The organism is Thermosinus carboxydivorans Nor1, from assembly GCF_000169155.1.
GTDB classification, from domain to species: Bacteria; Bacillota; Negativicutes; order Sporomusales; family Thermosinaceae; genus Thermosinus; species Thermosinus carboxydivorans.
Genome location: NZ_AAWL01000004.1, coordinates 24,129 through 50,898, shown reverse-complemented (window position 1 = coordinate 50,898; position 26,770 = coordinate 24,129). Strand labels below are relative to the sequence as shown.

Here is a 26,770-nt window from a genome sequence, read left to right as displayed (position 1 = left end):
TGTGCCTGGCCGGCGCATCTAGGAGGTGTGATATGGCTACTGTTCAAGAAAAAATTCAAGACCTGAAAAAACGTCAAGAAAAGGTTAAATTAGGCGGCGGGCAAAAGAGAATTGAGAAACAGCATGCCTCCGGCAAACTGACGGCGAGGGAACGAATTGAGAAGTTGCTTGATCCCGGCAGTTTTGTCGAGCTTGACCAATTTGTCCGTCATCGCTGCACTAATTTTGGCATGGAGAAGGAAGAAGCCCCCGGTGAAGGCGTCGTTACCGGCTACGGCACGATCGACGGCCGCCTTGTCTATGTATTTGCTCAGGACTTCACCGTTGTCGGCGGGTCGCTGGGTGAAATGCATGCCGCCAAGATCGTCAAGGTGCAAGAACTGGCCATGAAAATGGGTGCACCGCTTATCGGCCTGAATGATTCCGGCGGCGCTCGCATCCAGGAAGCCGTTGATGCTTTGTCCGGTTACGGTAAAATCTTCTTCCGCAATACACTGGCATCTGGTGTTATTCCGCAGATTTCGGCCATCATGGGCCCGTGCGCGGGCGGCGCGGTGTATTCACCGGCTCTTACCGACTTTATCTTTATGGTAAAAAATACCAGCCAGATGTTTATTACTGGTCCGCAGGTCATCAAGTCGGTTACAGCCGAAGAAGTCACCGCCGAAGAACTGGGTGGCGCCATGACGCATAATAGCGTTTCCGGTGTAGCGCACTTCGCGGCGGAAAACGACGAGGACTGCTTACGGCAGATCCGCTATTTGCTGAGCTTCCTGCCCAGCAACAATTTAGAGGAACCGCCGGTTGTCGATACCGGCGACGATCCCAACCGCATGGACGAAAGCCTGAACACGCTGCTGCCTGACAATCCGAACCAGCCTTACAACATGAAAGATGTTATCAGCCGCATTGTCGACAACGGCGAGTTCTACGAAGTTCATGCCCATTACGCGCAAAACATTATTACCTGCTTTGCCCGTTTTGACGGACAAACGGTCGGTATTATCGCCAACCAGCCTTCCGTTATGGCCGGCTGCCTCGATATTAACGCATCCGATAAGGCAGCTCGCTTCATTCGCTTCTGCGACGCCTTCAATATTCCGCTGGTCAACCTTGTCGACGTTCCTGGCTTCTTGCCTGGAACGGGCCAAGAGTACGGCGGCATTATCCGTCACGGGGCGAAAATGCTTTATGCTTACTCCGAAGCCACCGTGCCGAAGGTCACCGTTATTACGCGGAAAGCCTACGGCGGCTCGTACCTGGCCATGTGTTCGCAAGACCTCGGCGCCGACCAGGTATTGGCTTGGCCGACAGCCGAAATCGCCGTTATGGGTCCTGCCGGCGCTGCCAACATTATTTTCCGCGGCGACCCGGACGCCAAAGCGAAGACGGAAAAATATGTGGAAGAATTTGCGACCCCGTATAAAGCGGCGGAACGCGGGTTTGTCGACATGGTCATTGAACCGATGGAGACCAGACCGCGCATTATCACGGCCCTTAATATGCTAGCTACCAAGCGTGAATCGCGCCCGGCCAAGAAACACGGCAACATTCCGCTGTAGCCGTCAAGAAGGGGGATTGAAACATGGGGTTCTTTGATTCCTTGTTTGGCGGCGGCAAAAAGGCCGAGGCTCCGAAAAAAGAGAAGAAAAAGAAGGCTGCGCCTGTTCCTGCCGACGAAACGGCTGAACCGGCGCAGGCTTCCGGTCTGACGCCGGAAATTATTGCCGCCATCAGTGCAAGCGTGAACATGGTCCTCGCCGATGAGTCCGACCCGGCCGTAGTGGCGGCAGTTGTGGCTGCCATTGCCCACGCTCAGGGCGGCGTCAGGGCTGTTCGCTTTAAGCGCACCAACAATATTTGGGCTGTTACCGGTCGCCAAAAAATTATGGATAGCCGGCAGTTTGTTTAAAAAACACATAAGGATGGAGGAATAAGAGCATGAGAAAGTTTAAAGTAACTGTCAATGGTGTCACTTACAACGTTGAAGTGCAAGAAGAAGGCGTAGCCGTTGTGGCTGCTCCTGCGGCCGCCCCCGCTCCGGCTGCAGCTCCCGCGCCTGCACCTGCTCCGGCCGCTGCCCCCGCTCCGGCTGCAGCTCCCGCGCCTGCGCCCGCTCCGAAACCCGCTCCGGCTGAAGTAGCTGCCGGTGACACTCCGGTTACCGCGCCGATGCCTGGCAAAGTGACCAAGATTGTTGCCAAAGTTGGCCAGCAAGTCAAGAAGGGCGACACCATCATGATTCTCGAAGCCATGAAGATGCAGAATGAAATCGGCGCTCCGGTCGCCGGCACCGTTAAGTCCATCAACGTTACCGCCGGCCAAAGCGTGAAGCCTGGCGAAATTATGGCGGTCATCAGCTAATCGGTATACCGTGCTTTATCGGTTTTGCGCGGCAGTCGCCGCGCAAAACCGGCATGAAGCCAGATATATCCGGTTGTTAGTTTCCGCTACGTTTTGTAATATGTATATTGTATCCATATATTTATTTACCATGGGAGGGTAAAACAACAATGGAAGCTCTGATTCAACAGTATCCCTGGCTGGACGAGCTGCTCATGGGTATTCTGGGACTTTCCTGGAAACACGTGGTCATGTGGCTCATCGGCGCGGTTCTTATCTATTTGGCCGTAAAGCATGACTACGAGCCGGCGCTGCTCCTGCCCATCGGTTTCGGCGCGATTCTGGCTAACATTCCCCATTCCTCGGCTGTTTCGCAGATCCCCGGTGAAGAAGGTTTCCTGTATGTTCTGTATAAAGGCGGTATCGCTAACGAACTGTTCCCTGTACTTATCTTTATCGCTATCGGCGCAATGTGCGATTTTACCCCGCTAATCCGCCGTCCGTCGGTCATGTTCTTTGCGGCCGCCGCTCAGTTCGGGATTTTTGCCACCGCTGTCGGCGCCACGCTGGTCGGCTTTAAGTTTGAACATGCCGCATCCATCGGCATCATCGGCGCCGCCGACGGTCCGACCACGATTTATGTGGCCAGCCGTTTCGCGCAAGAACTGCTTGGACCTCTTTCGGTCGCCGCGTACTCCTATATGTCGCTCGTGCCGGTTATTCAGCCGCCGATCGTGAAACTTCTCACCACCGAAAACGAGCGCAAAATCAAAATGGGTTACATGGGTGAAGAGCCTGTTTCCCAAACGGCTAAATTCCTGTTCCCCATTATGGTTGTCCTCATTGCCGGTATTGTGGCGCCTATTTCCGTTGCCCTCATCGGCAGTTTGATGTTCGGCAATCTGCTGAAAGAGTCCGGCGTAGTCGAAAACCTTGCCGGCGCCGCGGAAAACGAACTGGCCAACCTGGTAACCCTCCTGCTTGGTATCGTTATCGGCGGTACCATGGACGCTGACCGGTTCCTGACGATTGACGTCGCTCTGATTATGGGCCTGGGCGCTCTCGCCTTCGTCTTTGACACTGCCGGCGGCGTTATCTTCGCCAAACTGCTTAACCTGTTCAGCTCCACCAAGATCAACCCGATGATTGGCGCCTGCGGTATTTCGGCCTTCCCGATGTCCGGCCGCGTCATTGCCAAAATGGCTCTGAAAGAAGACCCCACCAACTTCATTATTCAGCATGCTATCGGGGTTAACGTTGCCGGACAGGTTGCGTCCGTTGTGGCCGGCGGTCTGGTACTGGCGCTGATCCCCGCATTGGCGAAGTAAGGGAGGAAAAAACAATGGGTGCTACCGCGAAAGCTCTTACCATGATGGCAGTTGCCCTGCCGACCATGTTTGCCGTAATTGGTGTGTTCTATCTTGCAACAAAAGCTCTCCATGCCGCGTTCCCGGCGGTTGAAGACGAAGAAGAGGGCGAAGACGAAGACGAAGAATAAGTATTTGGTATAATTTGTCTAGCGATACATTATGTGTCGCTAGACAGATTACATAAAAATCATATAATCAAAAATCACATAATCAAATATGTAAACGCCAGCATCCCTGCTTTTTTGCACCAGGCAAATGTCCTGACATCGCAGCGGAAAGGCCTCTTGCTATCCAGGTAACGTACTCTAGCGGGAATAATAAACAGCGAGGAGGAAAAATCATGGCAATCAGCACAGCAGCCCTGGCGTCAATTATTGCGCTGGGCATCATCGTCCTCATTTCCTGTTTTAAGGAAATGAACGTCGGTATCCTCGGCATTGCCGCAGCCCTGTTGGTCGGCATTCTTTTTTCCGGCATGAAGATTGCTGCTATTTTCAAGGGCTGGCCGATCGGCCTGTTCATGATCCTAATTGGTGTTACCTTCATGTTTGCCTGCGCCCAGGTCAACGGCACCATGGAAAAATTCAGCGCTTATGCCGTTCGTCTGGCGAAAGGCAATACTGCGTTGATCCCCATTATCCTTTTCCTGCTGATTACTGTCATCACTACGATTGGTCCTGGCAACATTGCCACTACGGCGCTGATGGCGCCGATGGCCATGGCTATCGCCGGCCGGATTGGCCTGTCGGCGTTTGCCATGACCCTGCTGGTCGTTGGTGCGGCTAACGGTGCTGCTTTTTCGCCGTTTGCGCCGACCGGCATTATTTCCAACGGTCTTATCGCCAAAATGGCGCCCCAGCTCGGTCTTACCGACCTGCAGGGCTTGGCTTGGAAGGTTCATTGGAACTCGGAAATTGTCCAAGGGGTCGTTAACTTCGGCGGTTTCTTCCTGTTTGGCGGTTTGGCTTGGATGCGCAAACAGCGCGGCGGGTCATCGCTGAACATTGACGAAATTGCGCCGAAGCCCGAACCGTTTACCGCGAAACAATGGGCTACCCTGGCCGGTATCGCTGCCCTTATTTTCTCCGTTATCGTCCTGAAATGGGACGTTGGCGCCGTAGCCTTCGGCATTGGCGCAATCTTCATGCTCTTCGGCATTGCCGATGATGCCAAAGCGGTCAAAGCCATGCCCTGGGGCGTTATCCTCATGGTCTGCGGTATGTCGGTGCTTATCGACGTCATGGACCAAGCCGGCGGTCTGAATGCGCTGGTCAGCATGATCGCTACCGTTTCCAATCCAACTACCGTTAACGGCGTTTTGGGCCTGATCACCGGCATCATTTCCGCCTATTCGAGCTCGTCCGGTGTTGTAATGCCCATGTTCCTGCCGATGGTGCCTGGTCTCATTCAGCAAATTGGCGGCGGTGATCCGGTCGCTATGATATCGTCCATCAACATTGGTTCGCATATTGTAGATACTTCACCGCTGTCCACCCTTGGCGCTCTTTGCATTGCCTGCGCGGCCGAACATGAAGACAAAGCCAAACTTTTCCGCAACCTCATGCTATGGGGTCTGTCCATGTCGGTTGTCGGCGCAATTGTTTGCTACATTGCCTTCGGTATTCTCGGTTTGTAATTTAGCTTAGAGCAGGGGAGGGGATCACCTCTTCCCTGCAATCTTAAGTACCCACGCAAGAGGACTAGACTGGCAAATCACATTGTGGTGCAGGTATTAGCGTGCCATGTATAGAGTATTTATTAAATACCAAATGATGCTCTATATTTTTTTCGCAGTAGTTGTCAGACTAGTCCCTATTTACATAATTGTGGGTATCATGATAATATTATAATTATAAAAGGAAGGAGGGGATGCGCACGGTGACAGCAGAGTGGCGGCAGTTATTGAGATGGTAATGCAGCCTAGTCAAACCTGTAACGGACAATACGGCAAGGCCTCCTGTCCCGGATTAAAAATTTTAAAACCGTCCTCATGTATTTTATCTATAATGTGGAGGAGGAGAAAAAGATATGGATATCTCGTTGGCAGCAATGATGTCAATCGTTGCGCTCGCAATTGTCGTCATTATAAGCTGTGTTAACGAAGACCTCAACGTCGGTTTCCTTGGCATCGCTTTTGCCATTCTTGTCGGCGGTCTCTGGGGCGAAACAGCGGCCGCCAAAGTTATGAGCTACTTCCCGACTAGCCTGTTCATGATTTTGGTCGGCGTTACCTTTCTCTTTGGCATGGCGCAGACCAACGGCACCATGGAAAAGCTCACCGCATACTCGGTGCGGCTCTGTAAAGGCAATACCGCGTTAATGCCCCTGATCATTTTCATTCTTACCACCTTTGTTACCACCATCGGACCGGGCAACATCGCCGGTACTGCCCTCATGGCGCCGGTCGCCATGGCGATTGCCACCCGGATCGGCATGCCGGCCTTCCTCATGACCCTGCTGGTTGTCGGCGCCGCTAACGGCGCAGCTTTCTCCCCCTTTGCCCCAACCGGCATCATTTCCAACGGTCTGATCGCCAAGATGGCGCCCCAGCTGGGTCTTACCGACCTGAGCGGTCTGGCCTGGAAAATCCATTTCAACTCTGAAATTGCCCAAGGCTTTGTCAATATCGGCGGCTTCTTCCTCCTCGGCGGCTGGGCCTGGATCCGTAAACAGCGCGGCCAACAGCTAGATATTGATGAGCTTGCTCCTAAACCCGAGCCTTTTACTAAACATCAATGGTTGACTATCGCCGCGGTTGGCGTGCTCATCGTCCTCGTCGTTCTGCCTGGTTTGCCGGCCTTCAAAGGCGTCTTCCCCAAACCCGTTATGAACCTCTTGTCTAACGTCGGTTCTATCGCTTTCCTGTTGGCGGGCATTCTCATGCTGACCGGCTCAGGCGATAGCAAAGCGGCAATCAAGGTTATGCCGTGGGGCGTTATCATGATGGTGTGCGGCGTTACCGTCCTCATCGAGGTTATGGATAGAGCCGGCGGCCTTAATGCCATCGTTAAGATGATTGGTGCTCTTTCCAATCCGGTTACCGTAAATGCTTGGCTAGGTCTGTTTACCGGCATTATCTCCGCCTATTCGAGTTCGTCCGGGGTGGTAATGCCCATGTTCCTGCCCATGGTGCCCGGTCTGATCAAGGAAATCGGCGGCGGCAACCCGGTGGCGATGATTTCCTCGATCAACATCGGCGCCCACCTTGTCGATACATCGCCTCTTTCCACGCTCGGTGCGCTCTGCATCGCCTGCGCCGGCGAACACGAAGACAAAGCCAAACTGTTCCGCAACCTGCTCATCTGGGGTCTGTCCATGTCGGTTGTCGGCGCCATAGTTTGCTGGGTCTTCTTCGGCATTCTCAACCTCTAATCGTTCCTTTAGGCCTGAGCGGTTTTTCGCTCCGGCCTTTTAAATTTTAAAGTTTCCGCTAGCAGGTTTTTTTCGTTGGTTTTCCAAAATACTATATTTATCCTGGAAATATCAAACTAAGGAGGTAGTATTTTTAGCGATGAAACCGCTACAAGGAGTTGTCGTTTTAGACCTGACCCGGGTGTTGGCCGGCCCTTATGCGGCCATGATGATGGCCGATTTCGGCGCCAATGTGATTAAAATCGAGCCGCCGGGGGTAGGGGATGATTCCCGGGCGTTTGGTCCGTTTGTCGGCAAGGAAAGCGCCTATTTCATGAGTCTTAACCGCAATAAACGGTCGATGACCCTTAACCTAAAACATCCTGAAGCCCGGGAGCTTTTTAAAGAGATGGTGAAAAAGGCCGACGTCGTCCTGGAAAACTACCGGCCGGGTACTATGGAAAAGTTTGGGCTGGGGTATGAAGAACTTAAGAAAATCAACCCGAAAATTATTTACGCCGCCTGTTCAGGTTTTGGCCATACCGGGCCTTACATGGATAAACCGGCCTATGACGTTATCGTCCAGGCCATGGGCGGAATTATGAGCATTACCGGCCAGGAAAATGGCGAACCGACGCGTGTGGGCGCTTCGATTGGCGACATTACGGCCGGCCTGTTTACCATGATCGGGGTTATGATGGCCCTCTATCATCGCAGCATCACCGGTGAGGGACAGAAAGTGGATGTCGGCATGCTGGACTGTCAGGTAGCCATTCTGGAAAACGCTATCGCCCGCTACCTTACTTCCGGCGTCGTGCCCAAACCCCTTGGCAACCGTCATCCGTCGATTACGCCGTTTGAAGCCTTTACGGCGAAAGACGGGTATGTCATCGTCGGCGCCGGCAATGACCGGCTGTGGGAAAAACTGTGCAATCTCATCGGCCGTCCCGATTTGGTAGCTGACGAGCGGTTTGTTACCAATGCCAAACGGACCCAGAACGTGAAGGAGCTTAAAGTAATTCTCGATGAAGTCTTTTCTGCCAAAACGGTGGACGAGTGGCTTAAAGAACTGGAAGAAGCGGGTATTCCCTGCGGGCCGATTAATACGATCGACCGGGTGATTAATGACCCGCAAGTTCAGGCCCGGAACATGATTGTCGAAACCGACCATCCCGTTGCCGGTAAAGTCAAGATGGCGGGCGTGCCCATCAAGATGTCCGCCACCCCGGGTGCGGTAGAACGGCCGGCGCCGCTGTTAGGCCAGCATACCGAGGAAATATTGATGGAAATGCTGGGGCTGTCAGCCGAGGAAGTGGCTGCCCTGCGGGCCAAGGATGTGCTGTAACCGGCTTGTTGCACCGCTGTCCGTTATGCTGTATACTGTGATTGCAGCATAATGCAAGCGGGGAGGCAGCAGCAATGGGAACAAATGGCAGTATTGTTGAGCATTCGATTATTTCCCGGAAAAACGTTATGGTAATGGGCGTTGTCGCTCTGCTGTTCCTGGCCTGGGCGGCATTTACGGCTTACCGGTGGTTCTATTTGAACATCAAGCAGCCTTCGGAAGCCTTCTTCCTGGCAATGCTGGCTTTTGCGCTGTTTGAGCGGTCCAAACCGACTTATGTGTATGAGGCCGGCAAAAAGATGCTGCGGATTACCAAACATGGTTTGTTTGGCACGGATGTTTACGAAATCCCGTACAAGGATATCTTCGGCATTTACCAGTATAAAGCGCAGCTCATCCGGCCGGTTAAGTTCCGGCGCACATACCGCCTCCACTCGGCCCTTGACAACCGGCGGGTTTGGACGGTTGCTTATATGGTGCCGGGAAAAAAAGGCAAACCGGAAAACAGGCGCGTGTACTTTAAGCCAAGTGAGACCATGCTCCGCTTTTTGCAGGAAAAAATGCCAAACAAGGTGATGGTTCCGGAAGAACAGGTGGTTGTCGATATCATCAAGAACACTGACTAGGCGTAAGCTCCAAAGAATTTTCTTTGGGGCTTTTTCTTTGCCAGGAGTTTTTCGTTTGGCAGCGAATACTTTGTCGTTTAGTATTTAATGAAAATTTTCTCATAACTTGTTACGGAGGTGACCCTGTGCGCGTTGTCATTGTCGGCGCAGGCAAGGTGGGTTATAGTCTCGCCCAGCGCCTGTCCGAAGAAAACCACGAGGTGGTGGTAATTGAGAAAGATGAAGAACGCCGCAGTATTGTCCAAAACAACCTTGATGTAATGACAATCGCCGGTAATGGCGCCAGTCCCCGCGTCCTGACCGAGGCGGGGATAGAACAGGCTAAACTGATGATTGCCGTAACCGATAGCGACGAGGTCAACATGATTGCCTGCATGGCCGCCAAGCAAGCAGGGGTGGCCCGTACGATCGCCAGGGTGCGTGATCCCGAATATGCGGCGCAGGACCAGCTGGTCTTTAATCGGTTTTTAGGCGTTGACTTGGTCATCAACCCGGAAATGGTGACAGCGATCGAAATCAGCCGTATCATTCGTACCCCGGCGGCACTCGACGTCGAGGACTTTGCCGGCGGCAAAGTACGGATGCTGGAAGTGAAAATCCGGTCCGATTCACCCCTTGTTAATGTTCCGCTGCGCAAGCTAACGCTGCCGCCGCAGATACTGGTGGCCGGTATCCTGCGGCAGGCGCGGATGATTATTCCGCGGGGCACCGATGTAATTTTGCCCCATGACAGTGTTTTTTTCGTCGGCGAACATACTGCCATTGAAGCTTTTGAAGGCCAGTTTATGAATAAGCAGTCGCCGGTAGAGCGAGTCATGATTATCGGCGCCGGCCGGATTGGACGCCATTTGGCCGTTCTGCTGGAAAAAAACGGTCTTTCCGTAAAAGTGCTGGATAAAGACCGCAGCCGCTGTCAGGAATTGGCGAAAATGCTGACTAAGGGCATGGTATTATGCGGGGACGGTACGGACATTGATTTTTTGGCCGAGGAGGGGGTCGGCGAGGCCGATGCGGTTATCTGCCTCACCGACGACGACAAGCTTAACTTGCTAATGGCGCTATTGGCCAAACACCTGGGCGCACAGAAAACGTTTGTGCGCGTCGGCCGATCGGAATATATTCCGCTTCTTGAACAAGTAGGCATTGATGTGGCTTTGTCGCCGCGCCTGCTGACGGCCGGAGCAATCCTGCGCCTGGTCCGCCGCGGCGATATTGTTCATGTGTCGCTCTTGGAGGGGGCTAAAGCCGAAGCCATGGAGATCATCGTGTCTCCTAACTGTGACGGGGTAGGCAAACGGCTAAAAGACATTCATTTCCCCCGTAACGCGTTAGTGGGCGCCATTGTTCGCCAAGACCGGACGATTGTGCCTGACGGCAATGAAATTTTGTGCGCCAATGATCGGGCAATCGTTTTTGCCCTGCCGGACACGGTTGGCAAAGTCGTAGAATTCTTTGAAGGCAGGTAGAGCTAACTTTTATGCATTATCCGTTAGTAGCAGGGATTCTTGGGCGGTTGATGCTTGTCTACGGACTGTTTATGGTTGTTCCACTCGCCTTGGCCATAGTATGGCGCGAGGCAAGTATCGGCGCTTTAACTATCTCGGTGCTGTCATGTTTGGTGACCGGTGGCGTAATGGCGTTTTTGGCCCCGAGCAGCGGCCGCATCGGCATCCGGGAAGGGTATGCCACCGTACTGGGGGGGTGGCTGTTTGCCTCGTTGTTTGGCGCTTTGCCATATTGGCTCGGCGGGGTCATGCCAACGTATATTGACGCCGTGTTTGAGACGGTATCGGGCCTGACGACGACTGGCGCCAGTGTAATTGACCGGTTGGATGATGTGCCGCGGAGCATTATCTTCTGGCGGAGCATGACCCACTGGCTGGGCGGGATGGGCATTATTGTCCTGTTCATCGTCATTTTGCCGCACATCGGTGCCGGCGCCGCTCACCTGTTCAAGGCCGAAGTGCCGGGGCCCACGGCCGACCGTGTTTCGCCGCGCATCCGCGATACGGCCATAGCGCTGTGGATCATTTATACCATTTTAACGGTCGCCGAGATTGTTCTCTTAATGTTGGCCGGCATGTCCTTGTTTGACGCGGTCAATCACGCTTTCGCCACTCTGGCCACCGGCGGGTTTTCCACCAAAGATGCCAGTATTAAGCACTATGACAGTTTGGCCATTGAACTAATTGTCGTCCTGTTTATGATTATTGCCGGCGGCAACTTCGCCCTCTATTTTCAGGGCTGGCAAAAAGGGTGGCATCGGGTTTACCGTGATACCGAGTTCAAGGTTTATCTTGTTATTATTGCGGCCAGCACCTTTTTAATTGCCGTTAATCTTTGTCTGGCGGCAGGCGAGGAGGCCGGAAAGGCGCTCAGGGTGGCCCTCTTCCAGGTGGCGTCTATTATCACCACCACCGGTTTTGCTTCGGCTGACTTTGACGCCTGGCCGCCGCTAGCTAAATTAGTCCTGTTTATTTTAATGTTCATTGGCGGCAGTGCCGGGTCGACCGCCGGCGGCATCAAAGTGTCCCGGATTATTCTGCTGGTAAAACAAGGATGGGCGGAACTTAAGCGCTCGCTCCACCCGCGCGTGGTCGTCAGCATCTGTGTTGATCAAAAGAGTGTCGAGCCGACTGTCCTCAACACCGTCTGTCAATTTTTCTTTCTCTATATGTTCACCTTTTTTGCGGCCGTTCTGCTCGTGGCGGCCACCGGCCTTGCGCCGTTCGATGCCATGAGCGCCGTGGCGGCGACCCTGGGCAATGTTGGTCCCGGTTTTGGCGTTGTCGGTCCGACTACCACCTATTCCAGTCTTTCTCCTTTGGCCAAAACCGTTCTTACGCTGTGCATGCTGTTAGGACGGCTTGAATTGTTTACGCTTCTTGTATTTTTACGGCCGGAATTTTGGCGGGCCCATCGCAACTGGTGATAACTACAAAACAGGGTCAAATTTTCATTGACTGAGGAGGTAATCTACATGAATGGGCAAATGGCCCTCATGGCCGTGATTGTCTTTGTTGCAACTTACGGTATTATTGTTTCGGAAAAAATTCACCGGACCAAAATCGCCCTCGTTGGCGCTCTTGTCCTGCTGCTTGTTAAAATCATGCCGCAGGAAGAAGCGATCGCCAAGGTCGATTTTAACACCTTGGGACTACTTATCGGCATGATGATTATCGTGGCCATTGCCATGCGCACCGGCATGTTTCAATATATGGCCGTCAAGCTCGCCAAGCGGGCACAGGGCAATCCGGTCAGGATTATGAGCGTCTTTTTTGCCTTTACCGCCGTTACCTCGGCGTTTTTGGACAACGTGACGACCGTTTTGCTGGTAACGCCGATTATTTTCTCCATTACCGGAATTTTGAAAATCAATCCGGTGCCGTTTCTCATTTCCGAGATTATGGCCTCCAATATTGGCGGCACGGCAACGCTCATCGGCGATCCTCCCAACATTATGATTGGCGGCGCCACCGGGTTGACTTTCAACGATTTTCTCATCAACCTGACGCCGGTCATTATCATCATCGGGTTCGTTACCAACTGGCTGTTCCTCTGGCTGTACCGCAAGGAGCTTGTCGTCGACCCTGCGGCCCAGCAGGGGATTATGCAACTTGATGAGGAGTCGTACCTCACGGATAAAGCGCTCCTGCGCAAAGTGCTCATCATCCTTACCTTGACGATCGGCGGCTTTGTCGCCCACGGGCCGCTTGGCTTTGAATCGGCTACCATTGCCATGGGCGGGGCGGCTATCCTGCTCTTAATCAGCGGGATTGAACCGGAAGAAATCTTCCGGGACGTGGAGTGGAATACCATCTTTTTCTTTATCGGCCTCTTTATCCTGGTCGGCGGTCTGGAGGTTACCGGCGTCATTCGCATGATTGCCGAATGGGGGCTGGCAATTACCCATTCCGATGTGTTGCTGATGAATGTTTTAATCCTATGGCTGTCGGCCATTGCTTCGGCGTTTATTGACAACATTCCTTTTGTGGCTACCATGATACCGCTGATAAAGGCCGTCAACCAAATCAGTGGCATTGATGTTTCCTCCATGTGGTGGGCCTTGTCGTTGGGCGCCTGTCTGGGAGGCAATGGCACCATCATCGGCGCTTCGGCCAACGTCGTGGTATCAAGTATTGCCGCCTCCCGCGGTTATCCCATGACTTTTGTCAGCTACCTGAGAATTGCCTTTCCGCTCATGCTTGTTTCCATTATTATTTCCAATATTTACATTTATTTCGTTTACTTGCGCTAACGAGAAAGGGACAGGCTGCCGGCTTGTCCTATTTTGTTTATTATTACTTTTGCCATTTTTCATGAAAGTGAAAAAAATAACTTACACCGCTGGAGGTAATTTTCGCTGATAACCGAATATTTTTATAGAACTAATATCGTCAACAAGACTATTTATTCTCGCGGACGCATAAGAATCAAGAGTAGTGCAAAAGGCAAGCGGCGTGGTAGCGATCAACTGGTATGACCATAAGACCAACCAGAGGAGGCGATAAAGTGGCAAAAGAGCAGGAGGGTATCGTAATCGAGCTGGCAGGGGATATGGCCAGAGTCAAAACCAGCCGCCATAACGACTGTGAAAACTGCGGGGCCTGCCCTGGCAACGCGGCAATTGTGGTGGAAGCCAGCAATGCCATAGGGGCACGGCCAGGCCAGCGGGTAGCTCTGCAGGTTCCGGAAGTGAACATGCTGAAAGCCGCTTTTATTGTTTACGTCCTGCCGCTTTTGGCATTATTTATGGGGGCGGCTACCGGACATTATTTGGCCGGTGGGCTGGGCTTGCCCGCCTTATGGCTGCAAATCGGCGGCGGCGGCCTTGCTTTTGGTGCGTCCCTTGCCTACATCCGCTATGTTGATCGCCGGGCCAAGTCGAATGCCAAAATGCAGCCTATCATTACGCGCATTTTGTCTAACTAAAAAGGGGTGAAAGTATGGCAAAAAGCTTTCGTGGGGGGGTACATCCCAACGATCGGAAAGGGTATACGGCTGCCAAACCCGTTGAGGTTGCGCCAGTACCGCAGAAAGTCATTATTCCTACCCGCCAGCATATTGGTGCGCCGTGTGCGCCAATTGTCAAGGTAGGCGATCTGGTCAAAAAGGGCCAGGTCATTGCCGATGCGCAGGCCTTTGTTGCCAGTCCGGTACATGCGTCCACATCCGGCAAGGTAGTGGAAATCGGCGAATATCCGCACCCTGTTTTCGGCACGTGTCAGGCCATTGTCATTGAAGCCGACGGTCTGGACGAGTGGGCCGACGGGTTGCCGCTCAGCCGCGACTGGCGCAGTATGGACAGCGGTGCGATCCGCGATATTATTCGCCAAGCCGGGATTGTCGGCATGGGGGGCGCGACCTTTCCGACCCATGTAAAAATGGCGCCGCCCAAGGAAAAACCAGTAGACACATTTATTTTAAACGGCGCCGAATGTGAGCCCTATTTAACCGCCGACCATCGCGTCATGCTGGAAGCGGCCGACCGCGTGGCAACAGGCATGCAAATTGCCATGAAGGTGCTTGGTGTAACAAAAGGACTTATTGGCATTGAGGAAAATAAGCCTGATGCTATCGACAGCATGCGTAAAGCCTGTGCGGGAACAGGCATCGAGGTAGTGCCGCTTAAAACCAAGTATCCGCAAGGGGCGGAAAAAACGCTTATAAAAGTGCTGACTGACCGGGAAGTTCCTTCGGGTGGACTGCCTATGGACGTGGGGGTTGTCGTGCAGAACGTCGGCACGGTCGTAGCCATTGCCGATGCCGTCGAAAAAGGGCTTCCCCTCATTGAACGGGTGGTAACCGTTACCGGCGGATGCGTCGCGGAGCCGAAAAATTTGCTGCTCCGGATAGGTACAACTTTCCGGCAGGCCATTGAGTTATGCGGCGGATTTAAAGAACAGCCGGTGAAGGTGATCATGGGTGGCCCCATGATGGGACTAGCCCAGCGCACGCTTGAAGTGCCGGTTATTAAAGGAACTTCCGGTATTTTGGCCCTGGCGGCCGGCGATGTCAATCATGGCCCCGAGCGGCCTTGTATCCGCTGTGGCCGCTGCGTCGAGGCCTGTCCGATGGGACTGGTGCCCAGCATGCTGAGTGTGCTTGGCGAACGGGGGCTTTACGCCGTCGCCAAAGACGAGCATGATCTGTTAGATTGTGTCGAGTGCGGGTCCTGTGTCTACGTTTGCCCGGCCAAGCGCAATATTGTCCATTACATTAAACTGGCCAAAGCGCAGAACGCGGCTGCGGCCGCGAAGAAATAGGGGAGGTCGGCGGTATGAGCGTACAAGCGAAAATGGAAACAGGCACGCTTACAGTGTCGGCATCGCCCCATATTCGGTGCGATGAGTCGATTGCCAAGATTATGTGGACTGTCAACGCGGCCCTGGCGCCGGCGGCGCTATTTTCCGTTTATCACTTTGGCCTGCCGGCGCTTACGACCATGGTGATCTGTATTGTCGCGGCGGTTGGCACAGAATATTTGATCCAGAAATGGCAGGGGAAAGAGGTGACGGTCAGCGACGGCAGCGCCTTTTTGACCGGGCTATTGCTTGCTATGAACGTACCCGCTACTTTGCCATGGTATATGCCGCTTTTAGGTTCGATTGTCGCGATTGCCATCGCCAAACATACCATGGGCGGCCTTGGCTACAATATTTTTAACCCTGCCCTTATTGGTCGGGCCTTTATGCTAGCGTCCTGGCCGGTAGCCATGACGACCTGGCCGGCCATGCCAAGCAAGGTGGACGGCGTGACGTCGGCTACACCGCTTGGTATTTTGAAACTGCAGGGTTATGAAAAGCTAGTGCAGGTCTTTGGCGACCGTCCGGAATTGTACAAAGCGCTCTTTTTGGGGCTGCGTAGCGGCAGTATGGGCGAGACGTCGGCGCTGCTTATTCTGCTCGGTGGTTTGTATCTTATTTACCGGGGCTATATTAATTGGCAGGTTCCGGCGGCTATGATCGGTACGGTTGCCGTCCTGACCTGGGCGTTTGGCGGCTCAAGCGGCCTGTTTACCGGTGATCCGCTGGTGCATATGATTTCCGGCGGTTTGATGCTCGGCGCCTTCTTTATGGCTACCGATATGGTTACAATTCCTATTACCCTTAAAGGGCAAATTGTGTTTGCCGTCGGTGCGGGGGTTTTAACGGTGCTCATCCGTCTGCTTGGCGGTTATCCCGAAGGCGTCTGCTACGCCATTTTGCTGATGAACTCGGTGACGCCGCTCATCGACCGGCTGATAAAACCGGTAAAGTATGGGGCAAGGAGGTAAGCGCGCATGTCACACGGCCATGAGCAGCAAAGCAACAGTATTTTTAAGGTAGGCATGAATCTTGCCATCGCCTGCTTCCTTTCCGGGGCGGTTATTGCCAGCACTTATGCCATGACGGCGCCGATCGCCGCCCAGGAGCGCATTAATCAGAAAAACAAGGCCATGAAAGAACTCGTCGCCGATGCCCAGGAATTTAAGCCTGTTGACGGTAAAACGGATTGGTACGCGGCCTTGAAAGACGGCAAAATCGTGGCTTATGTGGTGCCGGCGGAAAGCAAGGGCTATGGCGGCGCCATCAAGATGGTGACGGCCATCAGCCCTGATGGCAAAGTAATCGACTACAAAATATTGGCTCACAATGAAACTCCCGGCCTGGGCGACAAGGCGGCCGAGCCCAAATTCCGCAAGCAGTTCGCCGGCAAGGCTGCTCAAGATCTGGAAGTGGTAAAAACACCGACCGACAAAAATATTCAGGCCCTGACAGGCGCTACCATCACTTCCCGGGCCGTTACCAAGGGTATCCGGGAAGCGGCGGAACAAGTGGCCGCCTACGCGGCAAGCCAGAAGAAGTGAGGTGTGGGTCGTGAGTTTGTGGCAAATTTTTTATAAAGGTCTTTTTGAACAAAACCCGATTTTCCGGCTGGCCTTGAGTTTGTGCCCGGCCCTGGCAGTAACTTCCACCGCGACCAATGCCTTGGGGATGGGCCTTTCGGTGCTATTTGTCATTACGGCAAACAACGTTGTCGTATCAATTTTCCGGCATTGGGTCAACCCGAAAGTGCGCGTACCGGTGTTTATTACCTCGATTGCTACCATTGTTACCGTGGTGCAGCTAACGCTTGAAGCATTTTTTCCGACCCTGTACAAAGAATTGAGCATCTACTTGGCCCTGATCGTCGTGTTCGCCATTATTTTGGCGCGGGCCGAAGTATTTGCCGCCAAGAACACCGTTGTTCCGTCATTCTTTGATGGCCTGGGGATGGGTGTTGGCTTTGCCGGGGCGATGGTGCTGATTGGTATGATTCGTGAATTGTTTGGCGCCGGTACGGTCTTCGGCATACCTGTTTTCGGCGCCGGGTACGACCCGGTCCTGATTATGGTTCTGCCACCCGGCGGTTTTATCTTGATCGGTTTGTTAATCGGCACTTTCAATTTAATTGGCGAGTATCAGGATAAAGTAAAAGCCGCCAAGGCGAAACAGCAGCCGGAACTGGCAACCATGACGACGCAAAGGAGTGAAGCCTGATGGCAGAGTACTTTACCTTATTCATGGGCGCCGTGATCGTCAATAACTTTGTGCTTACCCGGTTTCTGGGCCTGTGCATTTTCTTTGGCGTGTCAAAAAACCTTAATGCCTCGATCGGCATGGGGATGGCCGTTACCTCGGTTATGACGCTGAGCTCCATATTGGCGTGGGTTGTCTATAACTATGTGCTCCATCCGTTTGGGCTTACCTTTTTAACAACAGTAGTATTCGTCGTTTTGATCGCCAGCTTCGTGCAGCTATTAGAGATGATTATTAAAAAACATGCGCCCACGCTGTATAACATGTGGGGCATTTACCTGGTGCTGATTGCCACCAACTGTATCGTCTTAGGCGTGCCGCTTTTGAATGCCGAGTCGGGATATAACTTTACCAAGAGCGTTATTCATGCAATCGGTTCCGGGGCGGGGTTCGCGCTGGCCATTATTCTTATGGCCAGTCTCCGGGAAAAGCTGCAGTATGCCGATGTGCCCAAGCCGCTGCAAGGGCTTGGCATTGCCTTTATCCTGGCCGGGATGCTGGCATTGTCGTTCTTCGGCTTCTCGGGCATGATCCCGCTATAATGCCTTAATTAGAAGCGGAGGGAAATAAGATGAGCACATCCATACTGATTTTGCTTGTGTTAACGTCGCTCGGACTGGTTTTTGGGTTTATCCTGGCTTTTGCCAATAAAAAATTTGCCATTGAGGTAAACCCGCTCATCCACTTGGTAGAAGATGTCTTACCGAAAGGACAGTGTGGTGCCTGTGGCTTTGCCGGCTGTCAGGCTTATGCCGAGGCGGTGGTGCTGCGGCCCGACGTGCCGCCCAACCTTTGTATTCCCGGCAAGGAAGCGGTGGCTAAAGCGGTTGCCGAACTCACCGGCAAAGTTGCGGAAGCCGTTGAACCGCGCATCGCCCAGGTCAAGTGCGCCGGCGTAGCGGGAAAAGCGGCCAAGGACTATGAGTATCAAGGCGTACAGGACTGCGTTGCCGCAAGCCTCTTGGCCGGCGGTTTCAAAACCTGCAAATACGGCTGTTTAGGGCTTGGCACCTGCGCCAAAAATTGTACGTTTAACGCTATTACCATGAGTCCGGATGGGCTGCCGGTTATCGACCCTGATAAATGTACCGGTTGTGGTAAATGTGAAACAGTATGTCCGAAACAGGTTATTACGATGATGCCGCTAGGGGCGCGCGTGCGGGTGAACTGCAACTCCAAAGACAAGGGGGCAGTGGCCCGCAAGGCCTGCAGCGTTGCCTGCATTGGCTGTTCGCTTTGCGCGCGGGAGTGTCCGCACGGGGCGATTAAAATAGAAAATAACCTGGCCACCGTTGATGCCCACATTTGTAAAGAGCAGTGCACTGATGCCAAGTGTCTGACTAAATGTCCGACGAAGGCCATCCGGCCGGCCGTGCTGGGGGTCGTTCCCGGCAGCGAGAGTCAGGCTAGCGTGGAAGCGGTCTGTCCTTCTTGTATAAAGCCGCCTAATGTGGCTGGCTAATCTCTACCGCAAACCGCCTATTTGTGGTAAGCTATAGTTAGCTTATCATAGATGGGCGGTGTTATTTTATGGCGATCGAGAAAAGATCTGTTTGTCCCTATGATTGTCCCGACGCCTGCGGGTTGTTGGTGAAAGTGGCAAGCGGCAAAGTCACGGGGGTTAGGGGCGACCCTGACCATCCCTTTACCCGCGGCAGTTTGTGTCCGAAAATGGCCCACTACGAGCGGACGGTGTACGCACCGGGCCGCCTAACCCGGCCGCTTTTGCGCACTGGCCCGAAAGGGGCCGGGCAGTTTAAGCCTGTTTCGTGGGATGAAGCCATTAAGATAATTGTTGAAAGGTGGCAAAAGATCATTGCCGAGAACGGCGGTGAGGCCATTTTGCCGTGCTCATATGCCGGCACGATGGGACTCGTCCAGCGTAATGCCGGTCACGCCTTTTTTTACCGGCTGGGCGCATCACGGCTTGATCGCACCCTTTGCACGCCGGCCAAAGATTACGGCTGGAAAGCGGTAATGGGCGGAACGCTGGCGCCCCATCCCGATGAAGCAGCCGCCAGCGACCTCATCATTTTATGGGGCTTGAATGCGTTAGCCACCAACATTCATTTTCTTCATGCCGTGCGGCGGGCCAAAAGGCAGGGCGCAGCCGTGTGGCTAATTGATACCTATGCCAACCCTACGGCCAAAATTGCCGACCGCGTCTTTCTCGTCCATCCCGGCAGCGACGCTGCCCTGGCGGTGGCAATGGCCCATGTCTTGGTACGTGACGGTTTAGTAGACCAGGCCTTTATTGACCGCCATGTCCAAGGCTATGAAGAGTATAAGAGGGAAATACTGCCTGACTATACCCCCACGGCAGCCAGTAAACTGACCGGCCTGCCGGCGGAAGTGATTGAAGAAATGGCCTTGGCCTATGGCCGTGCCGCGGCGCCGTTTATCAGCGTGGGCGGCGGTTTAGCCCGCTACGGCAACGGGGCGATGACGGTCCGGGCGATTGTGACGCTGCCGGCGCTGACCGGGGCGTGGCAGAAGCGGGGCGGCGGTGTGCTGGTCGGCGTTGCTACTGGCAGTGCTTTAAACGTTTCGCTCGTAACCCGCGAAGACCTTATGGATGAGCGAACGCGGATCATCAATATCAATCAAATCGGCGATGCCCTAAATGATTTAACCGATCCCCCGATAAAGAGCCTCTATGTTTATCATTCTAATCCGGCGGCCGTGCTGCCTGATCAGAACCGGGTAATCCAGGGTCTGTTACGGGAAGACTTGTTCACCGTAGTCCATGAGCGCTTCCTCACCGACACAGCCCGTTATGCGGACATAGTCTTGCCGGCTACCACTTCGCTGGAACACAGCGATATTTATCGCGCTTACGGCCATTATTGCCTGCAGCGTGCCTTTCCGGTCATTGCGCCGGTCGGCGAGGCCAAGTCCAATTGGGAAGTTTTTTGTCTGCTGGCGCAGGCGATGGGCTTTACGGATGAGATTTTCCGGCGGACAACCGACGAACTCATTGAAGAAATGCTCGCTCACCCGACGCCTTGGCTTGAGGGAGTGGACATGGCGCGGCTAAAGGCCGGCCTGCCGGTTGAACTCCCGCTGCCGGCGGATTATAAACTGGATTTTAAAACTCCGTCCGGTAAAATTGAAATTTACAATCCCCGTGACGCGGAGCCGCTACCCCGCTATCTGCCGCCCCATGGCGACGAAGCCCCGTTCTGGCTGATGACGGCGCCCAGTTTGTATGGTCTGAATTCGTCGTTCAATGAGCGAGCCGACCTCATTCGGCGGCGCCAGCGCATGAGTCTGCTTATGAATCCTGACGACGCCACGGGAAAGGGACTGCGCGATGGCCAGCGCGTGATTGCATTTAACCGCCGGGGAGAAGTCGCCTTTTATCTTGCCGTGTCGCCGGCGGTGCCGCCTGGCGTCGTTGTTGCCGAAGGGGTATGGTGGCTGGACTACGCCTTAAACGGCCGCACCGTTAATGCGCTTACGTCGCAGCGCCTGACCGACCGGGCCGGCGGCAGCACCTTTTATGATACCAAAGTAGATGTAAGAGCAGAGTAGAAATGCAAAAAAGGGACAAGGTCTTAGGCGATCTTGTCCCTTTTCTATGCACCGGTGGGCTATTGCGGGATAGTGTTTTTTAACCGGCAAAATAACCGTCGAGCAGCTTGATATACTGCTTTTTGGTTAACAGTGGCTTAAAATCGGCGATAATAGCTTTGGCTTTCTCGGCATTGCCGGCCAGGAGATCGATAACGGTCATGGCCAGCAGTTTGGCCGGCAGAACACAGGCGGCAACGTAATCCACCACTCGGAAATCGCGGACATGGAGTGAACCGGCTACCCCGGCCGGAAAAAGGGGAGGTGGTGCGCCACCTCCTTAAGTTTTTTCCATTATTTACACGGCTGCCCCGATAGTTTACAATGGTAAACAGAGGTAAACAGAGGTAAACAGAAAAATGTGCCGGCGGGGTTGATAGGAATGGGCCTTACACGGGCGGATAAATGGCTGGCGGCTTTGCTGGTTGCGGTGGCGCTGGCCGGAATAGGCCTTGAGCTGTGGCTGCTGCCCCAGCCAGGCAGTAAAGTTGTCCAAATTTGGCAGGACGGCCGGCTTGTTCGGACGGTTACGCTGCGGGAAGGCTACCATGAAGAAATACGGCTGGGTGGTGCCAGCCGCTTCAATATTGTGGAAATAGATGGCACGCGGGTGCGGGTGCGCGATGCCGATTGTCCCGACCGGTTGTGCGTTCGCACCGGCTGGGTTATGGCCGAACCGCAGCAGGTAGTATGCTTGCCCTACCGAGTTGTGGTCAAAGTAGTGTCATCCGTTCCGCCAGACGTTGATACAATTGTCCGCTAGTGAGGGAAAGCCATGCACACTAGACGAATGGTTCTTATTGCGCTACTTACTGCAGTCGCAGGCGTCCTCCATGCGGTGGAAGGGTGGCTGCCTCTGCCGGTGGCCGTACCTGGCGCCAAGCTCGGTTTGGCGAATATTGTGTCACTTGTTGTCCTGGAATTGTTCGGGTGGCGAGCGGCGCTGCTTGTTGGCCTGCTGCGTGTTCTGCTTGGGACGCTGCTGGGCGGCGTCTTGCTTGGCCCGGCGTTTGCCATGGCCTTAAGCGGCGCCGTTGTCAGCACGGCAGTCATGGCGGTGATTCTCCCGCGGTGGCGGCCTCCATTTTCGTTGGCCGGGATCAGCGTCATTGGTGCGGCGGTGCACAACATAGTTCAAATGCTGACTGCGGCCTTTTTGGTTGCCAGCCCAGGACTTTTCTGGTATTTGCCATATTTACTGCTGTTTGCGGCGCCTACTGGCCTGGTAACTGGCCTGACGGCACAGTATTTCCTGGCGAAACTGCCCCGGGACTTTACTTCAGGCAATTTATAGCCAAACAAAAACTAGCCGGACAAAGTTAGTAAGAATAACATTTAGCCGCATATGGAAACATTTCTTGTCGTCCGGTATAACGAGAAACGCAACAAATCCAGCCGGCGACATTTACAGCAACATATGCCGATCTATCAAATCTGACAAGAAATGCGTAAAATCCAGACAGCGGTGCAAGGATTTCTTTTTTGTGTGTAGAAGAATGTTTGATGCGGCCCAAGCGGTATCTTAGACGATGCAGGGGGTTATACTGGTGAAAGGCGGCAGAAACAAAGGCGTTGGCACGCTGGTGTTGTTTTTAGTAACCGGCGCGGTGTTGGGCGGGGTTCTTGGTGAGGTCATTGCCGGTTCGACGCTGCTGGCCGGAATTGTACCTTATTTGATTAAAACTTATCCGGTCTTTGACTTTCCGCCGGTTACCATAAACTTATATGTGCTTCGTCTGGTAATAGGATTTGCTTTCCATCCCAATCTGATCAGTCTGTTAGGCGTTATCGTAGCGCTAGTTCTTTTCCGCCGTTTCTAGGAGGTAGCTTATGGGTATTATTTTAGCGTCCGCCTCGCCGCGGCGTCAGGAACTGCTAAGGCAGGTAGGCTGTCAGTTCGAGGTTGTTGTCAGTGATGTGATTGAGGATAATGAACAGAGCATGGCGCCAGCCGAACTGGCGGTAACACAGGCCACGGCCAAGGCGCTTGACGTAGCGACAAAAGTGAGCTGCGATCGGATCGTGGTTGGCGCTGATACCATTGTCGTGCTGGAGGGGCAGGTATACGGTAAACCGGTTGACGCCGACGATGCTCGGCGCATGCTAACCGACTTATCCGGGAAGGAACATCAGGTTATTACCGGCGTGGCTGTTGTCAAGGGGCAAAACGTATGGACCGACTTTGCCGTAACTAGTGTCAGGATGCGTAATTTGTCCGCTGTAGAAATTGAGCGCTATATTGCCACCGGTGAACCAATGGACAAAGCCGGTGCCTATGCCATTCAAGGCAAGGGCGCTCTTTTGGTTGAGGGCATAAGCGGTTGCTATGCCAACGTAGTGGGGCTGCCCCTGGTTACTTTGGCCAGACTCTTAGACAAAGCGGGCGTTGAATTACTATGAAAACAACGCTTGATAAACCTTTGACGCTCAAAGAACTGCCCGAAGAGGAGCGGCCACGGGAAAAATTGCTGGCCAAAGGGCCCGCGGCGTTGAGCAATGTCGAACTGCTGGCGATCTTGCTCCGCACCGGTACCAAAAATCAGTCGGTCATGCGCCTGGCCGAGGGGCTGCTGGCGATGCAGGACGGTTTGGCCAAGGTTAGCCGGCTTACCGCGCAAGAGCTCAGCAAGATAAAAGGTATCGGCGCGGCCAAAGCCGTTACGCTTGTCGCCGCCATGGAACTTGGCAAGCGGCTGGCATCGCTCGAAGCCATGCAGCGCGCGGTCATCAGATCGCCTCAGGACATCCGGGATCTCATGATGCCGCGCTTGCGCTATGAAACAAAGGAACACTTTGTTGCTCTGCTGTTATCAACCAAGAACCATGTTCTGGCCATGCCTGTCATCTCGGTGGGCAGCCTGAACGCCTCGCTCGTTCATCCGCGGGAACTATTTCGCGAGGCCATCAACCATAGCGCTGCCGCCGTCATTCTTGTACACAACCACCCGAGCGGTGACCCCACTCCTAGCCGGGAAGATATAGAAATTACCGGGAAAATGGTCCAGGCGGGCGAGATTTTAGGCATTGCCGTTCTCGACCATGTAATAATCGGCGACGGCAAGTATGTTAGTCTGAAAGAAAAGGGAATAATATAAACAGTTTTATGTGCTGATGAAAGGAGTCTTAATCATATATGGTTAGTTTATTCAATTCGCTGGCGCGCGATATGGGGATCGACCTTGGCACGGCTAATACGCTTGTTCATGTAAAAGGCAAAGGCATTGTGCTGCGCGAACCGTCGGTAGTGGCGATTCAGCGCGATACCGGCGAAGTACTGGCCGTGGGCGAAGAGGCCAAACAAATGATCGGCCGGACACCTGGCAATATTGTTGCGATCCGGCCGCTGAAAGACGGTGTCATTGCTGATTTTGACGTTACGCAGGCCATGCTCAAGTATTTTATTCGCAAGGCTATGGATACACGTTCTTTCATTCGCCCCCGCGTTGTTGTCGGCGTTCCGTCAGGGGTGACGGAGGTCGAAAAACGGGCTGTCATTGATGCCACCATCCAGGCCGGCGCCCGGGAAGCGTACTTGATTGAAGAGCCGATGGCGGCGGCCATAGGCGCCGGACTGCCGGTACACGAACCGACAGGTAACATGGTTGTAGACATCGGCGGCGGCACGACCGAAGTAGCGGTTATTTCCCTGGGAGGTATCGTCACCAGCCGCTCGATTCGGATTGGCGGCGATGAATTGGACGAGGCCATTATTCAGTACATTAAACGGACCTATAACCTCATGATTGGCGAGCGGACAGCCGAGGAAATTAAGATCTCCATTGGCTCGGCCATTGTGCCGGCGGAGGATGAGACCATGGAAATCCGTGGTCGTGACCTGGTTACCGGCCTGCCGAAAACATTGCCGATCCGGGCAACGGAAATTCAGCGCGCGCTCAGTGAGCCTGTTTTCGGGATTATCGAGGCGGTAAAAGTTACGCTGGAAAAGACACCGCCTGAATTGGCCGCTGACATTATGGATCGGGGGATTGTCATGACCGGGGGCGGTTCGCTGCTGCGCGGCCTGGATAAGCTACTTAACAAAGAAACCGGCATGCCGGTGCATATTGCGGAAGACGCCCTGTCATGCGTCGCTTTGGGTACCGGCAAAGCGTTGGAGAGTATTGACCTGCTAAAACGCGTGCTGATGTCGCCGAAAAAGCTCGGATAAGGGGGAGGCCCGGGGTGCGTTTTTTTCAAAAAAAAGCGGTCTTGTTAACAGTAGCGATATTGACCGTCTTTTCGCTGGCCTTCTTCGCTGCCCGCGGCAAGTACCAGTTCACCGTTTTGGAGCAAGTGGTGACGACGGTGCTGGCGCCGGTAGAATCACTCGTGGCCAAAATTGGCTATACTGTTCGCAGGGTAACATCCTCTTCTTGGCAGTTGGTGACCGTATATCGCGAAAACCAGCAGCTTAGGGCCGAGATCGAGCAACTCAGACAAACCAACCTGAATGTGACGGAAGTTCTTGCCGAAAACGCACGACTGCGGGCCATGCTCGACTATAAAAAGGGAGCGCCGCAGTTTGACTTTGTAACGGCGGCAGTGATCGCGCGCGATCCGGGTACGTGGACAAATGTAATTGTTATTAACCGGGGGGCAGCAGATGGCCTGACTAAGGACATGCCGGTTGTCACGCCGCGAGGATTGGTAGGCAATGTTGTCCAGGTATACCAAACGACGGCCAAGGTACAGCTTATTTTAGACCCGCGCAGCGCTGTCGGCGCCATGGTGCAGCGACCTGAATCGCGGGTGGCGGCTATTGTCGAAGGCACCGGCGCCAATCCGCTGTCGCCCCGCATGGTTAACCTGGCCCGCGACGCCGATATTATTAAAGGTGATAAAATTATTACCTCCGGTTTTGGCGGTATTTACCCCAAGGGGCTTTTGATTGGCGAGGTTACTGACATCGTCAACGAAGAAGGCGGGCTGCTAAAATATGCTGTCTTGAAGCCAGCTGTCGATTTTGATAGACTAGAAGAGGTCATGGTGATTGTCCGCTCTCGCGAACTCGCGCCGACTCAGCCGGCGCCGTCGCCTGCCGGAAAAAGCGCGCCTGAAGTGCCGAAAGGAGCGGCAGGATGAGGACGCTGGTATGGTCGGGGCTTATTCTGATCACGATAATTTTTCAGGCTGCCGTGATCCCGCTTATCGGCTATAAGGGAGTGCGGCCTGATTTACTACTGATTATTGCCGTTTCCACCGGCCTACTCTTTGGCAAAGAACAGGGGGTGGGTGTCGGTTTTTTTGCCGGCCTCATACAGGACTTGGCGTCAGGCAATATCTTCGGGCTTAATACGCTGGCCAAAATGGCGACCGGTTATGTCGCCGGCCTGGCGGAACGCAAGGTATTTAAAGAAAACATCCTGCTGCCGGTGCTGGCTACCGTCGCCGCTACCCTGTTTCATGGCGCGATCATTGTGGTGCTGCTTGCCGGTTTGGGGTATAAGGTTGATATTGCGGCGGTTTTTATTTATAACTTTTTACCGCAACTTGCGTATAATGTAGTTTTGGCCATTCCTGTCCATCTGCTGGTGGTTCGCGTCAGCCGGATTGGTAGTTCTCCCCGCGCCTGATTAAGCGGGGGTTTTTGGTTAGAAAGGA

The 26,770-nt window shown here is 53.8% G+C and carries 29 protein-coding genes; 28 read left to right on the top strand and 1 reads right to left on the bottom strand.

Translation table 11 applies throughout. The annotated features are described in order from the left end of the window. Positions 1 to 32 precede the first annotated feature (32 nt). The 20 genes from mmdA (at position 33) to TCARDRAFT_RS04205 (ending at position 21,130) form a co-directional block, all read left to right on the top strand. Complete coding sequence (mmdA, locus tag TCARDRAFT_RS04295; RefSeq protein WP_007288792.1) at positions 33 to 1,562, top strand: methylmalonyl-CoA decarboxylase subunit alpha; 1,530 nt, start codon at positions 33 to 35, stop codon at positions 1,560 to 1,562. A 23-nt stretch (positions 1,563 to 1,585) separates the two neighbouring features. Further along, on the top strand, positions 1,586 to 1,912 hold the full coding sequence (locus TCARDRAFT_RS04290; RefSeq protein ID WP_007288791.1) for a hypothetical protein: 327 nt from the start codon (positions 1,586 to 1,588) through the stop codon (positions 1,910 to 1,912). 29 nt (positions 1,913 to 1,941) lie between these two features. Next, complete coding sequence (locus tag TCARDRAFT_RS04285; protein ID WP_007288790.1) at positions 1,942 to 2,364, top strand: biotin/lipoyl-containing protein; 423 nt, start codon at positions 1,942 to 1,944, stop codon at positions 2,362 to 2,364. A gap of 149 nt (positions 2,365 to 2,513) precedes the next feature. Continuing rightward, positions 2,514 to 3,671 carry a sodium ion-translocating decarboxylase subunit beta gene (locus tag TCARDRAFT_RS04280; RefSeq protein ID WP_007288789.1) on the top strand — a complete coding sequence of 386 codons (1,158 nt, stop codon included), beginning with the start codon at positions 2,514 to 2,516 and terminating at the stop codon, positions 3,669 to 3,671. 14 nt (positions 3,672 to 3,685) lie between these two features. Further along, positions 3,686 to 3,841: a hypothetical protein gene (locus TCARDRAFT_RS15720; protein WP_007288788.1), complete on the top strand. Its 156-nt coding sequence runs from the start codon at positions 3,686 to 3,688 to the stop codon at positions 3,839 to 3,841. Positions 3,842 to 4,053: 212 nt separating this feature from the next. Next, on the top strand, positions 4,054 to 5,349 hold the full coding sequence (locus tag TCARDRAFT_RS04275; protein WP_007288787.1) for an SLC13 family permease: 1,296 nt from the start codon (positions 4,054 to 4,056) through the stop codon (positions 5,347 to 5,349). 392 nt (positions 5,350 to 5,741) lie between these two features. After that, positions 5,742 to 7,085 carry an SLC13 family permease gene (locus TCARDRAFT_RS04270; RefSeq protein ID WP_007288786.1) on the top strand — a complete coding sequence of 448 codons (1,344 nt, stop codon included), beginning with the start codon at positions 5,742 to 5,744 and terminating at the stop codon, positions 7,083 to 7,085. Positions 7,086 to 7,224: 139 nt separating this feature from the next. Then, positions 7,225 to 8,409, top strand: a complete 1,185-nt coding sequence (locus TCARDRAFT_RS04265; protein WP_007288785.1) for a CaiB/BaiF CoA transferase family protein — start codon at positions 7,225 to 7,227, stop codon at positions 8,407 to 8,409. A 74-nt stretch (positions 8,410 to 8,483) separates the two neighbouring features. Beyond that, complete coding sequence (locus TCARDRAFT_RS04260; protein WP_007288784.1) at positions 8,484 to 9,035, top strand: hypothetical protein; 552 nt, start codon at positions 8,484 to 8,486, stop codon at positions 9,033 to 9,035. A 125-nt stretch (positions 9,036 to 9,160) separates the two neighbouring features. Then, the gene (gene trkA / locus TCARDRAFT_RS04255) at positions 9,161 to 10,501 is read left to right on the top strand and encodes a Trk system potassium transporter TrkA (RefSeq protein ID WP_007288783.1); all 1,341 of its coding nucleotides are present in this window, start codon (positions 9,161 to 9,163) and stop codon (positions 10,499 to 10,501) included. A gap of 11 nt (positions 10,502 to 10,512) precedes the next feature. Continuing rightward, on the top strand, positions 10,513 to 11,967 hold the full coding sequence (locus tag TCARDRAFT_RS04250; protein ID WP_040683050.1) for a TrkH family potassium uptake protein: 1,455 nt from the start codon (positions 10,513 to 10,515) through the stop codon (positions 11,965 to 11,967). Positions 11,968 to 12,015: 48 nt separating this feature from the next. Beyond that, the gene (locus TCARDRAFT_RS04245; protein WP_007288781.1) at positions 12,016 to 13,293 is read left to right on the top strand and encodes an ArsB/NhaD family transporter; all 1,278 of its coding nucleotides are present in this window, start codon (positions 12,016 to 12,018) and stop codon (positions 13,291 to 13,293) included. A gap of 254 nt (positions 13,294 to 13,547) precedes the next feature. Beyond that, positions 13,548 to 13,967, top strand: a complete 420-nt coding sequence (locus TCARDRAFT_RS04240) for a SoxR reducing system RseC family protein (protein WP_007288780.1) — start codon at positions 13,548 to 13,550, stop codon at positions 13,965 to 13,967. Between the two features lie 14 nt (positions 13,968 to 13,981). Next, complete coding sequence (rsxC, locus tag TCARDRAFT_RS04235) at positions 13,982 to 15,301, top strand: electron transport complex subunit RsxC (RefSeq protein ID WP_007288779.1); 1,320 nt, start codon at positions 13,982 to 13,984, stop codon at positions 15,299 to 15,301. 14 nt (positions 15,302 to 15,315) lie between these two features. Then, positions 15,316 to 16,311: an RnfABCDGE type electron transport complex subunit D gene (locus TCARDRAFT_RS04230; protein WP_007288778.1), complete on the top strand. Its 996-nt coding sequence runs from the start codon at positions 15,316 to 15,318 to the stop codon at positions 16,309 to 16,311. 6 nt (positions 16,312 to 16,317) lie between these two features. Continuing rightward, a complete protein-coding gene (locus tag TCARDRAFT_RS04225; protein ID WP_007288777.1) occupies positions 16,318 to 16,884 on the top strand; it encodes an RnfABCDGE type electron transport complex subunit G in 567 nt (188 codons plus the stop codon). Between the two features lie 10 nt (positions 16,885 to 16,894). Beyond that, positions 16,895 to 17,557, top strand: a complete 663-nt coding sequence (gene rsxE / locus TCARDRAFT_RS04220; RefSeq protein ID WP_007288776.1) for an electron transport complex subunit RsxE — start codon at positions 16,895 to 16,897, stop codon at positions 17,555 to 17,557. Then, positions 17,557 to 18,138, top strand: a complete 582-nt coding sequence (locus TCARDRAFT_RS04215) for an electron transport complex protein RnfA (protein ID WP_007288775.1) — start codon at positions 17,557 to 17,559, stop codon at positions 18,136 to 18,138. Before rsxE ends, TCARDRAFT_RS04215 begins: the two co-directional genes overlap by 1 nt. 29 nt (positions 18,139 to 18,167) lie before the next feature. Further along, positions 18,168 to 19,058 carry an RnfABCDGE type electron transport complex subunit B gene (rnfB, locus tag TCARDRAFT_RS04210; RefSeq protein ID WP_007288774.1) on the top strand — a complete coding sequence of 297 codons (891 nt, stop codon included), beginning with the start codon at positions 18,168 to 18,170 and terminating at the stop codon, positions 19,056 to 19,058. Between the two features lie 68 nt (positions 19,059 to 19,126). Continuing rightward, positions 19,127 to 21,130: a molybdopterin oxidoreductase family protein gene (locus TCARDRAFT_RS04205; RefSeq protein ID WP_007288773.1), complete on the top strand. Its 2,004-nt coding sequence runs from the start codon at positions 19,127 to 19,129 to the stop codon at positions 21,128 to 21,130. Positions 21,131 to 21,209: 79 nt separating this feature from the next. Here the strand turns inward: TCARDRAFT_RS04205 and TCARDRAFT_RS15445 are convergent, their stop codons facing one another. After that, positions 21,210 to 21,380, bottom strand: a complete 171-nt coding sequence (locus tag TCARDRAFT_RS15445) for a hypothetical protein (protein ID WP_007288772.1) — start codon at positions 21,378 to 21,380, stop codon at positions 21,210 to 21,212. A gap of 171 nt (positions 21,381 to 21,551) precedes the next feature. On the opposite strand from TCARDRAFT_RS15445, the gene TCARDRAFT_RS04200 reads away from it, so the two are divergent. The 8 genes from TCARDRAFT_RS04200 (at position 21,552) to mreD (ending at position 26,742) form a co-directional block, all read left to right on the top strand. After that, on the top strand, positions 21,552 to 21,932 hold the full coding sequence (locus TCARDRAFT_RS04200; RefSeq protein ID WP_040683049.1) for a NusG domain II-containing protein: 381 nt from the start codon (positions 21,552 to 21,554) through the stop codon (positions 21,930 to 21,932). 12 nt (positions 21,933 to 21,944) lie between these two features. Next, positions 21,945 to 22,463 carry a Gx transporter family protein gene (locus tag TCARDRAFT_RS04195; protein WP_007288770.1) on the top strand — a complete coding sequence of 173 codons (519 nt, stop codon included), beginning with the start codon at positions 21,945 to 21,947 and terminating at the stop codon, positions 22,461 to 22,463. Positions 22,464 to 22,716: 253 nt separating this feature from the next. Then, positions 22,717 to 22,989 carry a DUF4321 domain-containing protein gene (locus TCARDRAFT_RS04190; RefSeq protein ID WP_007288769.1) on the top strand — a complete coding sequence of 91 codons (273 nt, stop codon included), beginning with the start codon at positions 22,717 to 22,719 and terminating at the stop codon, positions 22,987 to 22,989. A 10-nt stretch (positions 22,990 to 22,999) separates the two neighbouring features. Continuing rightward, positions 23,000 to 23,569: a Maf family protein gene (locus TCARDRAFT_RS04185; protein ID WP_007288768.1), complete on the top strand. Its 570-nt coding sequence runs from the start codon at positions 23,000 to 23,002 to the stop codon at positions 23,567 to 23,569. Next, positions 23,566 to 24,264, top strand: coding sequence for a RadC family protein (gene radC / locus TCARDRAFT_RS04180; protein ID WP_007288767.1), 699 nt, complete (start codon positions 23,566 to 23,568; stop codon positions 24,262 to 24,264). Before TCARDRAFT_RS04185 ends, radC begins: the two co-directional genes overlap by 4 nt. A 38-nt stretch (positions 24,265 to 24,302) precedes the next feature. After that, the gene (locus TCARDRAFT_RS04175) at positions 24,303 to 25,337 is read left to right on the top strand and encodes a rod shape-determining protein (RefSeq protein ID WP_007288766.1); all 1,035 of its coding nucleotides are present in this window, start codon (positions 24,303 to 24,305) and stop codon (positions 25,335 to 25,337) included. Between the two features lie 14 nt (positions 25,338 to 25,351). Further along, positions 25,352 to 26,251 carry a rod shape-determining protein MreC gene (mreC, locus tag TCARDRAFT_RS04170; protein WP_007288765.1) on the top strand — a complete coding sequence of 300 codons (900 nt, stop codon included), beginning with the start codon at positions 25,352 to 25,354 and terminating at the stop codon, positions 26,249 to 26,251. Then, entirely contained in the window at positions 26,248 to 26,742 is a 495-nt protein-coding gene (gene mreD, locus TCARDRAFT_RS04165) for a rod shape-determining protein MreD (RefSeq protein ID WP_007288764.1), read from the top strand. The genes mreC and mreD overlap by 4 nt, the downstream gene beginning before the upstream one ends. Positions 26,743 to 26,770 lie beyond the last annotated feature (28 nt).

Excerpts from the sequence above, each read along its gene's own strand:
- mmdA (WP_007288792.1), top strand. The coding sequence starts at position 33 with ATGGCTACTGTTCAAGAAAAAATTCAAGACCTGAAAAAACGTCAAGAA.
- TCARDRAFT_RS04290 (WP_007288791.1), top strand. The coding sequence starts at position 1,586 with ATGGGGTTCTTTGATTCCTTGTTTGGCGGCGGCAAAAAGGCCGAGGCT.
- TCARDRAFT_RS04285 (WP_007288790.1), top strand. The coding sequence starts at position 1,942 with ATGAGAAAGTTTAAAGTAACTGTCAATGGTGTCACTTACAACGTTGAA.
- TCARDRAFT_RS04280 (WP_007288789.1), top strand. The coding sequence starts at position 2,514 with ATGGAAGCTCTGATTCAACAGTATCCCTGGCTGGACGAGCTGCTCATG.
- TCARDRAFT_RS15720 (WP_007288788.1), top strand. The coding sequence starts at position 3,686 with ATGGGTGCTACCGCGAAAGCTCTTACCATGATGGCAGTTGCCCTGCCG.
- TCARDRAFT_RS04275 (WP_007288787.1), top strand. The coding sequence starts at position 4,054 with ATGGCAATCAGCACAGCAGCCCTGGCGTCAATTATTGCGCTGGGCATC.
- TCARDRAFT_RS04270 (WP_007288786.1), top strand. The coding sequence starts at position 5,742 with ATGGATATCTCGTTGGCAGCAATGATGTCAATCGTTGCGCTCGCAATT.
- TCARDRAFT_RS04265 (WP_007288785.1), top strand. The coding sequence starts at position 7,225 with ATGAAACCGCTACAAGGAGTTGTCGTTTTAGACCTGACCCGGGTGTTG.
- TCARDRAFT_RS04260 (WP_007288784.1), top strand. The coding sequence starts at position 8,484 with ATGGGAACAAATGGCAGTATTGTTGAGCATTCGATTATTTCCCGGAAA.
- TCARDRAFT_RS04250 (WP_040683050.1), top strand. The coding sequence starts at position 10,513 with ATGCATTATCCGTTAGTAGCAGGGATTCTTGGGCGGTTGATGCTTGTC.
- TCARDRAFT_RS04245 (WP_007288781.1), top strand. The coding sequence starts at position 12,016 with ATGAATGGGCAAATGGCCCTCATGGCCGTGATTGTCTTTGTTGCAACT.
- rsxC (WP_007288779.1), top strand. The coding sequence starts at position 13,982 with ATGGCAAAAAGCTTTCGTGGGGGGGTACATCCCAACGATCGGAAAGGG.
- TCARDRAFT_RS04230 (WP_007288778.1), top strand. The coding sequence starts at position 15,316 with ATGAGCGTACAAGCGAAAATGGAAACAGGCACGCTTACAGTGTCGGCA.
- TCARDRAFT_RS04225 (WP_007288777.1), top strand. The coding sequence starts at position 16,318 with ATGTCACACGGCCATGAGCAGCAAAGCAACAGTATTTTTAAGGTAGGC.
- TCARDRAFT_RS04215 (WP_007288775.1), top strand. The coding sequence starts at position 17,557 with ATGGCAGAGTACTTTACCTTATTCATGGGCGCCGTGATCGTCAATAAC.
- rnfB (WP_007288774.1), top strand. The coding sequence starts at position 18,168 with ATGAGCACATCCATACTGATTTTGCTTGTGTTAACGTCGCTCGGACTG.
- TCARDRAFT_RS04205 (WP_007288773.1), top strand. The coding sequence starts at position 19,127 with ATGGCGATCGAGAAAAGATCTGTTTGTCCCTATGATTGTCCCGACGCC.
- TCARDRAFT_RS04200 (WP_040683049.1), top strand. The coding sequence starts at position 21,552 with ATGGGCCTTACACGGGCGGATAAATGGCTGGCGGCTTTGCTGGTTGCG.
- TCARDRAFT_RS04195 (WP_007288770.1), top strand. The coding sequence starts at position 21,945 with ATGCACACTAGACGAATGGTTCTTATTGCGCTACTTACTGCAGTCGCA.
- TCARDRAFT_RS04185 (WP_007288768.1), top strand. The coding sequence starts at position 23,000 with ATGGGTATTATTTTAGCGTCCGCCTCGCCGCGGCGTCAGGAACTGCTA.
- radC (WP_007288767.1), top strand. The coding sequence starts at position 23,566 with ATGAAAACAACGCTTGATAAACCTTTGACGCTCAAAGAACTGCCCGAA.
- TCARDRAFT_RS04175 (WP_007288766.1), top strand. The coding sequence starts at position 24,303 with ATGGTTAGTTTATTCAATTCGCTGGCGCGCGATATGGGGATCGACCTT.
- mreD (WP_007288764.1), top strand. The coding sequence starts at position 26,248 with ATGAGGACGCTGGTATGGTCGGGGCTTATTCTGATCACGATAATTTTT.